Annotated in this window: 12 protein-coding genes and 4 tRNA genes; 9 read left to right on the top strand and 7 right to left on the bottom strand. The window is 57.8% G+C overall.

The window, feature by feature from the left end; translation table 11 throughout:
* Positions 1-63: 63 nt before the first annotated feature.
* Positions 64-1350 (top strand): 3-phosphoshikimate 1-carboxyvinyltransferase, encoded by a 1287-nt coding sequence (aroA, locus tag ACT7DK_RS11495; RefSeq protein WP_445399256.1) that lies wholly within the window; start codon positions 64-66, stop codon positions 1348-1350.
* 79 nt (positions 1351-1429) lie between these two features.
* On the opposite strand, the gene ACT7DK_RS11490 is transcribed toward aroA, so the two are convergent.
* Positions 1430-1825 (bottom strand): MerR family transcriptional regulator, encoded by a 396-nt coding sequence (locus tag ACT7DK_RS11490; protein ID WP_445399254.1) that lies wholly within the window; start codon positions 1823-1825, stop codon positions 1430-1432.
* A 140-nt stretch (positions 1826-1965) separates the two neighbouring features.
* On the opposite strand from ACT7DK_RS11490, the gene ACT7DK_RS11485 reads away from it, so the two are divergent.
* Complete coding sequence (locus ACT7DK_RS11485) at positions 1966-2460, top strand: hypothetical protein (protein ID WP_445399252.1); 495 nt, start codon at positions 1966-1968, stop codon at positions 2458-2460.
* Here the strand turns inward: ACT7DK_RS11485 and ACT7DK_RS11480 are convergent.
* The 5 genes from ACT7DK_RS11480 to ACT7DK_RS11460 all read right to left on the bottom strand — a co-directional run bounded on the left by ACT7DK_RS11480 (position 2441) and on the right by ACT7DK_RS11460 (position 4708).
* Positions 2441-4258, bottom strand: a complete 1818-nt coding sequence (locus ACT7DK_RS11480) for an EAL domain-containing protein (RefSeq protein WP_445399250.1) — start codon at positions 4256-4258, stop codon at positions 2441-2443. The two genes, ACT7DK_RS11485 and ACT7DK_RS11480, sit on opposite strands and share 20 nt — an antisense overlap.
* 104 nt (positions 4259-4362) lie before the next feature.
* Positions 4363-4438, bottom strand: a tRNA-Asn gene (locus tag ACT7DK_RS11475).
* 14 nt (positions 4439-4452) lie between these two features.
* Positions 4453-4528, bottom strand: a tRNA-Asn gene (locus ACT7DK_RS11470).
* A gap of 14 nt (positions 4529-4542) precedes the next feature.
* Positions 4543-4618, bottom strand: a tRNA-Asn gene (locus ACT7DK_RS11465).
* A gap of 14 nt (positions 4619-4632) precedes the next feature.
* Positions 4633-4708, bottom strand: a tRNA-Asn gene (locus ACT7DK_RS11460).
* A 1009-nt stretch (positions 4709-5717) separates the two neighbouring features.
* On the opposite strand from ACT7DK_RS11460, the gene phbB reads away from it, so the two are divergent.
* The 5 genes from phbB to glnS all read left to right on the top strand — a co-directional run bounded on the left by phbB (position 5718) and on the right by glnS (position 11807).
* Positions 5718-6464 carry an acetoacetyl-CoA reductase gene (gene phbB, locus ACT7DK_RS11455; protein ID WP_445399248.1) on the top strand — a complete coding sequence of 249 codons (747 nt, stop codon included), beginning with the start codon at positions 5718-5720 and terminating at the stop codon, positions 6462-6464.
* Positions 6465-6502: 38 nt separating this feature from the next.
* Positions 6503-7711 carry an acetyl-CoA C-acetyltransferase gene (locus ACT7DK_RS11450; RefSeq protein ID WP_445399246.1) on the top strand — a complete coding sequence of 403 codons (1209 nt, stop codon included), beginning with the start codon at positions 6503-6505 and terminating at the stop codon, positions 7709-7711.
* A 54-nt stretch (positions 7712-7765) separates the two neighbouring features.
* Complete coding sequence (locus ACT7DK_RS11445) at positions 7766-8101, top strand: phasin family protein (protein ID WP_445399244.1); 336 nt, start codon at positions 7766-7768, stop codon at positions 8099-8101.
* A gap of 128 nt (positions 8102-8229) precedes the next feature.
* The gene (gene phaC / locus ACT7DK_RS11440; RefSeq protein WP_445399242.1) at positions 8230-10014 is read left to right on the top strand and encodes a class I poly(R)-hydroxyalkanoic acid synthase; all 1785 of its coding nucleotides are present in this window, start codon (positions 8230-8232) and stop codon (positions 10012-10014) included.
* A gap of 131 nt (positions 10015-10145) precedes the next feature.
* Complete coding sequence (gene glnS, locus ACT7DK_RS11435) at positions 10146-11807, top strand: glutamine--tRNA ligase (protein ID WP_445399240.1); 1662 nt, start codon at positions 10146-10148, stop codon at positions 11805-11807.
* A gap of 75 nt (positions 11808-11882) precedes the next feature.
* Here glnS and fur read toward each other — a convergent pair whose 3' ends face one another.
* Positions 11883-12323 (bottom strand): ferric iron uptake transcriptional regulator, encoded by a 441-nt coding sequence (fur, locus tag ACT7DK_RS11430; RefSeq protein ID WP_445399238.1) that lies wholly within the window; start codon positions 12321-12323, stop codon positions 11883-11885.
* A gap of 175 nt (positions 12324-12498) precedes the next feature.
* On the opposite strand from fur, the gene ACT7DK_RS11425 reads away from it, so the two are divergent.
* Both ACT7DK_RS11425 and ACT7DK_RS11420 read left to right on the top strand, forming a co-directional pair.
* On the top strand, positions 12499-12969 hold the full coding sequence (locus tag ACT7DK_RS11425) for a DUF4442 domain-containing protein (protein WP_445399236.1): 471 nt from the start codon (positions 12499-12501) through the stop codon (positions 12967-12969).
* Positions 12970-13097: 128 nt separating this feature from the next.
* Positions 13098-13340, top strand: coding sequence for an LPP leucine zipper domain-containing protein (locus ACT7DK_RS11420; RefSeq protein ID WP_445399234.1), 243 nt, complete (start codon positions 13098-13100; stop codon positions 13338-13340).
* The last annotated feature ends 32 nt before the right edge of the window (positions 13341-13372 follow it).

Genomic DNA, 13372 nt, shown 5'->3' with positions numbered 1-13372 from the left:
CACCAGCCCTGTTAACGTCTAGAAAGCTTCAGTTGTTGTTTACCCCGAATCTCCAGGAATCATATGGAAAGCCTTAAACTATCCCCTATCGCCCGGGTGGAGGGCACCGTCAACCTGCCCGGATCCAAGTCCGTGTCCAACCGGGCGCTGCTGCTTGCGGCCCTGGCCCAGGGCACCACCCGCCTGACCAACCTGCTCGACAGCGATGACATCCGCCATATGCTGGATGCTCTCAAAATCCTGGGGGTGCAGTACGAGTTGTCGGAAGACAAGACCGAATGCGTGGTGCACGGTCTGGGCCGGGCGTTCAGCGTGAAGGAGCCGGTTTCCCTGTTCCTCGGCAATGCCGGCACCGCCATGCGTCCGCTCTGTGCGGCCCTGTGCCTGGGCACCGGCGAGTTCACCCTGACCGGCGAGCCGCGCATGTGGGAGCGGCCCATCGGCCATCTGGTGGATGCCCTGCGCGAGGCGGGCGCCGATATCAGCTACCTCAAGACCGATGGCTATCCGCCGCTGTTTATCAACGGCAAGGGCCTGTGGGGCGGCGATGTGCATATCGACGGCTCCGTTTCCAGCCAGTTTCTCACCGCGCTGCTGATGGCGGCCCCCATGGCCTCTGGCGATACCCGTATCCATATCAAGGGCGAGCTGGTGTCCAAGCCCTATATCGACATCACCCTGCACATCATGAAACAGTTCGGGGTGAGGGTGGAGCACGACAACTACCAGGTGTTCTATATCCAGGGCAACCAGGGCTATGTGTCGCCGGGGACCTTCCTGGTGGAAGGGGACGCCTCTTCGGCCTCTTACTTCCTGGCGGCGGGCGCCATCAAGGGCAAGGTGCGGGTGACCGGTATCGGCCGCCACAGCATCCAGGGCGATATCCGTTTCGCCGATGTGCTGGAGGCCATGGGGGCACGCATCACCTGGGGCGATGACTTTATCGAGGCCGAGCACGTGGCACCGCTCAAGGCGGTGGACATGGACATGAACCATATCCCCGACGCCGCCATGACCATCGCCACTACCGCCCTGTTTGCCGAGGGCACCACCCGCATCCGCAATATCTACAACTGGCGGGTGAAGGAAACCGACCGGCTGTTCGCCATGGCTACCGAGCTGCGTAAACTCGGGGTCGAGGTGGAGGAAGGAGAAGATTACCTGGTGGTGACGCCGGCCGCCAAGCTGCAGGAAGCCGACATCGCCACCTACAACGATCACCGTATCGCCATGTGTTTCTCGCTGGTGGCGCTGAGTGATACGCCCGTGGTGATCCTGGATCCCAGGTGCACCTCCAAGACCTTCCCGGACTACTTCGACAAGCTGGCCAGTATCAGCCGGGCAGAATAAATCCTGAAGCCCCGCATCGCGGGGCTTCATCATTTCTTCTCGCTTCCAGCTTCCCGCTTCCAGCTTCCCGCTTCCAGCTTTAGTGATGTTTCATCTTTTCCAACGCTTCCCGCGCCTTGATGTCGGCAGCATCCAGCTCCGCCAGCACCTTCTCGATGTCTTCCTGCTGCTGCTGCAGGCTGGCGCGTTTTTCCGCGATCATCGCGATCATCGAATGCAACTGGGGGCGGGAACTGTGCTCGGCATCGTAAAGTTCGAACAGCTCGCGCATCTCCGCCAGGCTGAAGCCCAGGCGTTTGCCGCGTAGGGTGAGAGCAAGGCGGATCCTGTCCTTGTGGCTGTAGATACGGCTATTGCCCTTGCGCCGGGGGCTGAGCAGGCCCAGCTCTTCGTAGTGACGCAAGGTGCGCGGGGTAATGTCGAATTCATCGGCCAATTCAGAAATGGTATAGGTAACTTCCTTATTGGGCATCATCGATCACTCCTGCGCAATATCGGTAAGGGAAGCGGACGAAGCCAGACCTTACACCCATACGGGCGGGCTGTGAAGCCCGGCTTTGACTCGACCCCGAGATTGGGCCAAGATGAAGGCTTTGCCGCTATATCGGAGAGGCTGTGTTTATCTTCAAGGTGCAAGACGGCCAAGGGGGACGGGCCGAGATCCGCATCCAGGCGCTGGACTGGAGCGAGCAGGGCGAGGTGCGTTTTTCCTGCAACAGTGATGCCCTGGCCATACTGCTCCTGTCCGGCTGTCGCTCGGGCAAGGGGTTCTTTTCGCTGCTGCCGGGTACCAAGCCGATGTATGTGGAGCAATGGCTGGAGTACCTGCAGGAGGAAGGGAAGCTCGGTCTGGTCGAGGTGGAGATCAGAACCCCCTTCGATCCGGACTACGCCGAGCTGTGCGGCCTGGACTCGGAACAGATCAAGAACCTGCTCGAGCTGGTTTACCGGGTCGGCGGCTTCAACCGCCTGCAGATCATGCGCTATCTCAAACACCGCCATAATCCGTCCACCATGTCGACCCGCTACAGCCCCGAGGAAATCAAGCGCTATCGTCATCTGGGGGAGCTGATCAACTATCTGCTCCGGCTTAAAACGCCAACCCCCTGAAGCTGGCGAGGTCGCTGGGTTTGGCGATCAGGTAGCCCTGGACGCCGTCGACATGCATGCTCTCCAGCACCCGTTTCTGCTCGCCGGTTTCGACTCCTTCGGCAATCACGTGGCAACCCAGTCGCTGGGCCAGATCCACTATCATGCGCACGAATTGTTGGTTGGTGCTGTCTTCTTCCAGGTGTTTGACCAATTGGGCATCGAGCTTGATGTAATCGGGCTTGACCTCCTTCAGCAGGCGGAATGAGCCGTAACCATGGCCGAACTTGCTCACCGCCGAGCGGGCCCCGCAGCGACGGATCATTTCCAGCAGCCGCTTGCCGGCCACCAGCTGGTGCTCCAGCACGTGCTCGTCCAGTTCGAATACCAGGTTGGAGGTAATGTTGGTATCGCGCAGCAACAGCCGTTCCAGCCAGATCAGGAAAGAGTTCTGTTGCAGGCTGGCGGGGGTCAGGTTGAGGGCCCAGCGCTGGGCCGGCATGTTCTTCTCGACTATCTGGCGCAGGGTCATTTCGATGATCTTCTGCTCGAACAACATGGACAGATCCAGCCGCTGCAACATGGCAAAGACGGTGGTGGTCGGGTAATAGCCGTCGTTATCGTTGGGAAAATGCGAGTAGATCTCGTTGTAGCCGGGCATTCCCGGTTTGCGGATTTGGGCCGGCTGTACCATCAGCTGTATCCGATCTTCTGCCAGCATGGTCTGCAGCCGTTGGCGCCACTGACTTTCCCCCAGGTCCTCGTCGCCCTGGTGTTTCAGCACGATGCGCCAGCCATTGGGCTCGCCGCCCTGGGCCTGGGCCAGGGCGATGTCGGCACGGATCAGCACCTGCTCCGGTGACTGCCCGGGCAACAGCTGGGTAAAGCCCATATAGGCGGCGCAATCCAGCTCATGCAGGTGTTGATAATGAGTCAAATCCTGGCGCAGTTGAGTGCCCAGGGACTGGGCCAAGGGCTCGCACTGTCCCTTGATCAGCACGGCGATATCGGTTCCGCTGATGCGATAGGCCCGGGCGCCCAGCACCGGTTGTATGACCTTGCGGATCAGACGGACGATATCCTGCAGATATTGGTCGCCGGCCTGGAATCCGAGCCGGGTGTTGGTGTCCTGCAGGGCGCTGGCCCTGACGATAAGCAGGGTGGCGGTGGCGAGCTTGTTATCGTCGGTCAGCATCAGGCCGAGATCACGGCGGAAGGCGTAACGGTTGCCGAGCGCGGTGAGGCTGTCCTGATGCCCTTGTTGATGGGCCTCGGTGAGTTGTTGCTGGAGCGTTTCCAGCTCGTGCCGATGGCTTTGATGCAGGCCGAGGATGCCTTGTTCTACGGGGTCCCGGACGCTGAGCTGCCCAGCTTCCGGGTCGAGCAACAAGGCTCGGTAATGTTGCTCTTTGTCGTTATTCTCCCGGCGCCAGCGCAGATAAAGGCCGCCAAAGACCAGCAGACAGGCCAGGCTCAGGGGCAGTGAGAGCAGCATCCATTGCATCGTGGCCGCCCGGGTCTCCAAACGATAGAAGACGGGGGTTTGTTCAAGCAGTCGCTGATGATTGGCGGCTGCCCGGCCAAACCACCATGCCTGATTGTCCGCGGCCAGGGGATGCCCTATCGACAGCTCGGCCATGCCAGGCAGCAGGGCGGTATGATTTTCCGAGGTTACCAGAAGGGGAAAATGGCGGTCGATCAGCTGATCCTGATGGAGCAGGAAACGGTAGCTTGCCCACCAGGGTAAGAGTAGACTCAATAGCAAGAAGATGATGCCTGCCAGCAGCAGTGCTTGACCGAAGGGGCGAGTTTCCCGCATGCTCATTATCCTTGTATGAACGGGACAACAGGGTTAGGAATACGATAAGAGGGCAGAAATTATCGCTTCATAATGAGCCAAAGCTTCTGAAAAGACAAGAAAATTGGCTCCTCCTGCTGGACTCGAACCAGCGACATACGGATTAACAGTCCGCCGTTCTACCGACTGAACTAAGGAGGAACAATTTTTGAAACTGGCTCCCCCTGCTGGACTTGAACCAGCGACATACGGATTAACAGTCCGCCGTTCTACCGACTGAACTAAGGGGGAACAACTTGTGAAACTGGCTCCTCCTGCTGGACTCGAACCAGCGACATACGGATTAACAGTCCGCCGTTCTACCGACTGAACTAAGGAGGAACAATTTTTGAAACTGGCTCCCCCTGCTGGACTTGAACCAGCGACATACGGATTAACAGTCCGCCGTTCTACCGACTGAACTAAGGGGGAAGAGCATCCTTGAATGCGAGGCGCATGGTAATGGCTGGCCCATGGACTGTCAACACTCAAAGCGGCTTTCCCAACGAAATCAGGCTGTTTGCTCTAAGAATATGCAATCGACGCCGATTTATGCAGCAACCCCCTATTATTGACCGCAGGGGAGACGATGTGACCACAGGGAGATGGAGGGGCGGGAAGCCTGTTGTGCTCACGACGGTTTCCGCGACCAGTGGTCATAGCCTGTCCGTGCGTCCCGAGTTGTTCCGAAAGTAGCTCACTGCCGGCAGCGACCGGACTCTGTTAAGCAGAGCTTGCGCCAGGGGGGGCGCGAAGCGCCTGGCACAGCGAGTGTCATGTCCTCCCGCCGTGTTTGCGTACGGTACCCGGTCTATGTAGCACTATCAGGATCAGTTATTTACCCGGCCAGAACAATCAGGAACGGTTATGGTGAGAGTGCTCCTTTGTGGTGCTGTTGCTGCCCCAATAGTGGCAGCAGGCAAATAAAGGTGCTCAATATTGCACCAAAATAAAACAACGCCAGAGTAAAAACACTAATTCATTGAATTGTTTTCTGCTTTTTGGCCGTGTTGGTTTTATTTAGAAGTGATGTTGCCTGGGCTTATACACCCTAAGCTGGTGGTGTGTTTTTATGGACGGGAAGAGGCGACGTTTGGCCCAAGCATTTACATTACTGGAGTAAATCGCCAACCTGGATTTTTTTATGGTTTTTTTTGCTGCGCTAATGTCGATTATTGGTTTTTTTATCTGTCCGTGACGGGTGTCTTAGTATCCGCTATTAAACGTCACCTTTTAATGAAAAAAACGATTAAAGTTAATTTATTTGTCATAAAAATAGGCTTATAGTGGTCTGGTCAAGACGCTCAAACTTAAATAATACAAAGCAAAGAGAGTACGAGGGTTTTGGTATTGCCCCTGGATTTGATGAGAGGGGCCTTACCTATGAAAAACGGTGTTTCGCCGATTTTTAGATATAGCTGCAAACAAAGGAGTGGATTTGATGACCGATAAAAGAGTTGCGCTGGTGACCGGAGCCGCTGGTGGGATTGGAACGGAAGTGTGCCGTCTGTTTTTGGAAAATGGATACAAAGTTGTGGCCACTCACCGTCCGGGAAAGGAACAGCAGGCGGCTAACTGGTTGCAGGAAGAAAACCTGGCTGACAAGGATATTCAGTTGCTGGCCCTGGATGTGAGCGATCATCATGGGGTCAGTGAAGTACTGGCCGAAACCCTGCGTGAGCTGGGACACATCGACGTTCTGGTCAACAACGCCGGGATCACCCGCGATGCCACCTTCAAGAAAATGTCCTTGCAGCAGTGGCAGGAGGTGATGGACACCAACCTCAACAGTCTGTTCAGCGTTACCCAACCCATATTTAATCAAATGTGTGAGCAGGGTAGCGGTCGCATCATCAATATTTCTTCCGTCAATGGTCTCAAGGGCCAATACGGTCAGGTGAACTATTCGGCCGCCAAGGCGGGCATGATCGGTTTTACCAAGGCCCTGGCTGCGGAAGGCGCACGCTTCGGTGTATGTGTTAATGCCGTGGCACCCGGTTATACCGCGACCCCCATGGTGACCGCCATTCGTGAAGATGTGCTGGATTCCATCAAGGCCACCATTCCCCTGAAACGGCTGGCCACCACCGACGAAGTGGCTGGCGCGGTATTGTATCTGGCCGGCGAATACGGCGGTTACGTTACGGGTGAAACCCTGTCGGTCAATGGCGGCCTGTACATGAAGTAAGACCCACCGGTCTGTCATCAACGGAGTGAGCATTATTTATGTCTGAATCTGTATATATTGTTGCGGCTAAACGTACCCCTATCGGCAGCTTCTGTGGTGCCTTGAAATCCGTTCCTGCCGCAGAGCTGGCCGGTATTGCCATCAAGGGCGCACTGGAGCAGGCTGGGCTGTCGGCAGACAAGGTCAATGAAGTGATCGTCGGCAACGTGGTCGGTGCCGGCCAGGGGATGGGCGTAGGCCGCCAGGCGGCACTGGCTGCCGGTATTCCGGCCGGCGTGCCGGCTTACAGCCTGAACATGGTGTGCGGCAGCGGTATGAAGACCCTGATGGATGCCTGCGCCCATATCAAGGCAGGCGATGCCGAGGTGGTCGTGGCTGCCGGTTGTGAAAACATGTCCCAGATCCCCTTCGTCGTAAAAGGCGATCTGCGGGGCGGCAACAAGATGGGCGATATGGCCCTGTCCGACCTGCTGATCAGCGACGGCCTGACCGATGTGTTCAACAAGTACCATATGGGCGTGACCGCCGAAAACGTGGTGGCCCAGGAAAAGATCAGCCGCGAGGAGCAGGATGCCCTGGCCGTGGCCAGCCAGGCCAAGGCGGTGGCGGCGATTGAAGCCGGTCACTTCAAGGCCGAGATAGTGCCGGTGGAAGTGAAAAGCCGTAAGGAAACCCTCACCATCGACACCGACGAGTATCCCAAGGTCGGCACTACCCTCGAGACCCTGGCCAAGCTGCGCCCGGCCTTCAAGCCGGATGGTTCCGTCACGGCGGGCAATGCCTCCGGCATCAACGACGGTGGCAGCGCCATCGTTCTGGCCAGCAAATCGGCAGTGGAAAAATACGGCCTGACCCCGCTGGCGGAAGTGGTCAGTTATGGCCAGGGCGGTATCGAACCCGAGATCATGGGCCTGGGTCCCGTACCGGCTATCGACCAGGCACTGTCCCGCGGTGGCCTCAAGCTCGAGCAGATGGAGCGACTGGAACTCAACGAGGCCTTCGCCGGTCAGGCGCTGGGCGTGGTCAGACAGCTTTCTGCCAAGTACGACATCGCCGAACAGGCGCTGCTGGACAAGACCAACATGAACGGCGGCGCCATCGCCCTGGGGCATCCGCTGGGCGCTTCCGGCAACCGTATCCTGGTCACCCTGCTGTATGAACTGCAGCGCAGTGGCAATACCCTGGGGCTGGCCTCACTGTGCGTGGGTGGCGGCATGGGCACTGCGGTGGTACTGAAGCGGGTCTGAGGCCAAACGGAATCCGATATAATAAATATTTACTTTCCCTTTAAGGAACTGGTTATGTACACCGATATTTTCAAAAGCTTTAACGATCAAACCGAAAAGGCCTTCGGCCCCATGATGAAATACAATCAGCTGGTGGCCAAGAACTTCACCGACCTGACCAACCTGCAGCTCGAAGCCGCCCGCCAGTATGCCGACATCGGTCTGGCCCAGCTGCAGGCCAACAGCCAGGTCAGGGACGTTCAGAGCCTGGTCAGCTGTGGCGCCAAGCAACTGGAAACCATGACCCGCATCAGCCAGCAGATGATTGAGGACGGCAAGAAACTGGCCGAACTGGCCCAGGAATTCAAGGCTGGTCTCGAAGCCCTGGCCGCAGACGCGCAGAAAAAATAATCGTCTGTGATGGCTTAGCCCGTCGGGGATTAAAGATACAGCCAGGGAAGGGGCTCTCAGGGCTCCTTCCCGTTGCTGTTGCCGTATTCCCCTGTTCTGGCGGGCGCTATCTCTATCAGGGAGGGACAATGCAGCAAGATATGTATAACGGTACCGATCCCATACGTCAGTTCTTTCAGTGGAATGAGACCATGTGGTCGGACATGCAACGTGCCAGCCTGGGGGACAACCCGGTGACCCAAGCGTTATCGGAAGTCAATGCCCAGGATCTGAAGACCTTTTATGACGCGGTCTCGACCAACCCGATGCGGCTGCTCGATATGCAGATGCAATGGTGGCAGGGGCAGTTGGCCATCTGCCAGAACAGCATGGTCAAGACGCTGGACAAGGATGCCGACAGCCTGGTCCAGGATCCGCCCGGCGAACGGCGCTTTCAGCATAAATCCTGGCGGGAGGATCCCCACTTCGATTTTATGCGCCAGTCCTACCTGCATTTCGCCAAGTCCTTGGCCAATATGCTGGATGTGGTCGAAGGCCTGCCCGAGCCGGTGCGCCAGCGGTTGCATTTTTTCTTCCGCCAGACCATCAATGCGCTGTCGCCGACCAACTTTATCTGGAGCAACCCCGAGTTGCTGCACCGCACCCTGGAAGAAAAGGGAGCCAACCTGGTCAAGGGTATCGAGCTGTTCCAGGAAGACCTGGCCGCCAGCGCCAACCTGCTGAAAATCCGCATGACCCGGCAGTCGGCCTTCACCCTGGGCGAGGACCTTGCCACCACCCCCGGCGAGGTGGTGTTCAGGAACGATATTTTCGAGTTGATCCAGTACCAGGCCAGCACCGAGACGGTGCACCAGACGCCGTTGCTGGTGGTGCCGCCCTTTATCAACAAGTTCTATATCCTGGATCTCAAGGAGCAGAATTCCCTGGTGCGCTGGCTCAGGGATCAGGGCCATACGGTCTTTATCATCTCCTGGCGCAATCCGGGCAAGGAACAGGCCAGCATCGGCTTCCAGGATCTGATCCACTCCGGCACCATGGAAGCGATCCGGGTGATCGAGCAGATCACCGGCGAGAAGGAAGTCAACGCCATCGGTTACTGCATCGGCGGCACCCTGCTGGCCTCCACCATGGCCCTGTACGCGGCCCGGCGGATGAAACCCAGGGTCAAGAGCGCGACCTTCCTGACCACCCTGCTGGACTTCACCCAGCCGGGGGAGGTGGGAGTTTTCATCAACGAGCCCGTGGTCGGCGCCATGGAGCAGATGAACGATGCTCAGGGCTTCTTCGATGGCCGGCAGATGGCGGTGACCTTCAGCCTGCTGCGGGAGAACAGCCTGTACTGGAACTACTACATCGACAACTACCTGAAAGGCGAAGAGCCGGCGGATTTCGATATCCTTTACTGGAACAGCGACAGCACCAACCTGAGCGCTACCTGTGCCAGCTTCCTGCTGCGTGAGCTGTACCTGAACAACCGGCTGAGCCGGGCCGGCGAGGTGAAGGTGGGCAACTTCGGCATCGACCTGTCCAAGGTGAAGACCCCCAGCTATTTCCTCTCCACCAAGGAGGACCATATCGCTCTGTGGGATGCGACCTTTATGGGGTCCAAACTGCTCGGCAGCGAGACCACCCTGGTGCTCGGCGAGTCCGGGCATGTGGCCGGCGTGGTCAATCCACCGAACAAGAACAAGTATGGCTACTGGCTGAACGACGCGGCTTTCGAGAGCGCCGAACAATGGCTGGCGTCCGCCAAGCGGGAGGGCGGCTCCTGGTGGCCGCACTGGCAGCAGTGGGTGACCCCCTATCTGGGCGAGCAGCCGGTGCCTGCCCGAGCGGTGGGCAGCGCCGATTGTCCGGGCCTGATGCCGGCGCCGGGACGCTATGTGCAGCAGACGCTGCCGGTAGAAGACTGACCCCTCAAGCCGCCTGCGGGCGGCTTTATTGATGGTAAAACCGGTTATTCCGGCTCTGGCTATTGAGCCCCGGGCGGAGATCATGGATCATGAGCGTTTGATTATGCTATCCCCACACTCGAGGTGCATGAATGAGTCAGGCGGACCATCGTCCCAGCAATTTTATTCGCCAAATCATCGATGAAGATTTGGCCAGCGGCAAACACCAGTCGGTACAGACCCGTTTTCCGCCAGAGCCGAATGGCTATTTGCATATCGGCCATGCCAAGTCCATTTGTCTCAACTTCGGGATTGCCCAGGACTACCAGGGACAGTGCAACCTGCGTTTCGATGACACCAACCCGGAAAAGGAAAGTGTCGAATACGTCGAGTCCATCAAGCGCGACGTTCGCTGGCTCGGTTTCGAATGGAGTGGCGACGTTCACTACTCTTCCGACTATTTCGATCGGCTGCACGGCTATGCGGTGGAGCTTATCGAGAAGGGGCTGGCCTATGTGGATGAGCTGACGCCGGATCAGATCCGCGAATACCGCGGTACCCTGACCACGCCGGGGCGCAACAGCCCCTACCGGGATCGCCCGGTGGAAGAAAACCTGGCCCTGTTCGGCCGCATGCGCAATGGCGAGATCAAGGAAGGCGAAGCCTGCCTGCGCGCCAAGATAGACATGGCTTCGCCTTTCATGGTCATGCGCGATCCCGTGCTGTACCGGGTGCGCTTTGCCCACCATCACCAGACCGGGGACAAGTGGTGCATCTATCCGATGTACGATTTTACCCACTGCATTTCCGATGCCATCGAGGGTATCACCCACTCGCTCTGCACCCTGGAATTCCAGGACAACCGGCGTCTGTATGACTGGGTGCTCGACAACATCAGCATCGACTGCCACCCGCGCCAGTACGAGTTTTCCCGGCTCAACCTGGAATACACCGTGATGTCCAAGCGCAAGCTCAACCAACTGGTGACCGACGGCCATGTGGAAGGCTGGGACGATCCGCGCATGCCCACCATCTCCGGCCTGCGCCGTCGCGGTTATACCCCGGCCTCCATCCGTGAATTCTGCCAGCGCATCGGGGTGACCAAACAGGACAACACCGTCGAGATGAGCATGCTGGAGGCCTGTATCCGCGATGATCTCAACGAGAACGCCCCGCGGGCCATGGCGGTGCTACGTCCGCTGCGGCTGGTGATCGAAAACCTGGCCGAGGATCACCTGGAAACCCTGAGTGCGCTCAATCACCCGAACAAGCCCGAGATGGGCAACCGGGAGCTGCCCTTTACCCGTGAACTCTATATCGACGAGGCCGATTTCAGGGAAGAGGCCAACAAGAAGTACAAGCGGCTGGTGCTGGGCAAGGAAGTGCGGCTGCGCAACGCCTATGTGATCAAGGCCGAACGGGTGGAAAAGGATGCCGATGGCAAGATCACCACCCTCTACTGCAGCTACGACCCCGATACCCTGGGCAAGGATCCGGCCGACGGCCGCAAGGTCAAGGGCGTGATCCACTGGGTATCCGCCAGCCGGGGAGTTCCGGCCGAGGTGCGGATCTACGATCGGCTGTTCAGCGTGCCGAACCCGGGTGCGGCGGAGTCCTTCGAGCAGGCGCTGAACCCGCATTCCCTGCTGGTGTTGAAAGAGGCGGTGGTGGAGCCTTCCTTGGTCCATGCACAGCCGGAAAAGGCGTTCCAGTTCGAACGGGAAGGATATTTCTGCCGCGACAGCAAGGCCCCAGGCCTGGTGTTCAACCTGACCGTCGCCCTGCGCGATTCCTGGGGCAAGGAAGAGGCCTGAGCCCGCTGGCCAACCAAAGCCGCGCCTGCCGCGGCTTTAAATAAAAAAGCCGCAGTCTGGCTGCGGCTTTGGGAATCAGTGGTGCTCTTCGTCGTTGTGGTTGCACTGCTCGTTGGTACAGTGGCCATACAAGTAGAGGCTGTGGTTGGTGAGCTTGATATTGTACTGACTGGCGATGTCGCGCTGGCGTTGCTCGATGATCTCGTCGTGGAACTCGATGACCTTGCCGCAGTCGAGGCATACAAGGTGATCGTGGTGCTCCTGAGTGGCCAGCTCGAACACCGATTTGCCACCTTCGAAATGATGGCGGGTGACGATGCCGGCGTCGTCGAACTGGTTCAGTACCCGGTAAACGGTGGCCAGGCCGATCTCTTCCCCTTGGTCGATCAGCAGCTTATACAGATCCTCCGCACTGACATGCTGGGTTTCCGGTTGTTGCAGCAACTCGAGTATCTTTACTCGCGGTAGCGTCACCTTGAGTCCTGCCTTCTTCAGTGCCTGATTGTTGTCTGCCATAAAAATAAAGGTTCGCATTTCGTTTGGGTATTGCTTTTATTGTGCTTGTTCCTGACCCCGATGGCAACCTCAATCTGGTTTGCGGGCGGATTGCCATGATCTGCTCCGGAAGGCTGACACGAGGGCGTCATTTTTGTTAGTATCGGCTTCAATCTTGACTGGTCGGATGAGATAGATGAAGCTGATATTTTCTCGCCCCTGGCTGCTTCGCCGCCTGCTGAACGGCTGGCCCCCGTTCTGGGGAGCCGGGATCCGCATCGAGCGGCTCAGCCCTGACTACAGTTACTGCCGGGTGGGGCTGGTGCTGCGTTGGTGGAACAAGAATGCCAATCGTACCCAGTATGGGGGCAGCCTGTTCTCGATGACGGATCCGGTTTACTCGATGATGCTGATGGGGGTGCTGGGGCCGGGATACTATGTATGGGACAGGGCGGCCAACATCACCTTCCTTAAACCCGGTCGGGGGCGGGTCTATGCCGATATTCATCTGAGTCGGGAGCGGCTGGACGATATCCTCAGTGCCACCGAGCATGGTGAGAAATATTTTCCCCACTTTCGTATCAACATCCTGGATGAGCAGGGGGATCTCGTCGCCGAGGTGGAGCGTACCCTCTATGTGCGTAAAAAACAGGCAAACAAACGTTAAATCATGACGTTAAGCAAAAATTCCTAATGTCATGGTCTATAAAATAATTTGCGATAAGCAGGGAACTTCGTCCATACTTATTGCGCCTAATGTGGTCTTTTTGACTCCCAAAAAACAAGGAGCAGGTAATGCGTAATAAAATGATGTTAGTAGGCGGTGTTGTTAGTGCTCTGTTGCTGGCTGGCTGTAGCTCTACCACCGAGCTGGAAAGCAAGCTGGACAGCCTGGCCCAGGACGTACAAGCCGTACAACAAGGCCAGCAAATGAACTCTGCCAAGATCGACCGTCTGGCTGCCGACGTTGCCGAAGCCCGCGCTTCTGCCGATCGCGCCAACTCTCGTCTGGATCAGATGGGCCGCTACACCAAGTAACACTGGTTGTTCGGAAAAAAAGCCTGGCTCCG

Source organism: Zobellella sp. An-6, assembly GCF_052487945.1.
This window is presented reverse-complemented; position numbering and strand designations above follow the sequence as displayed.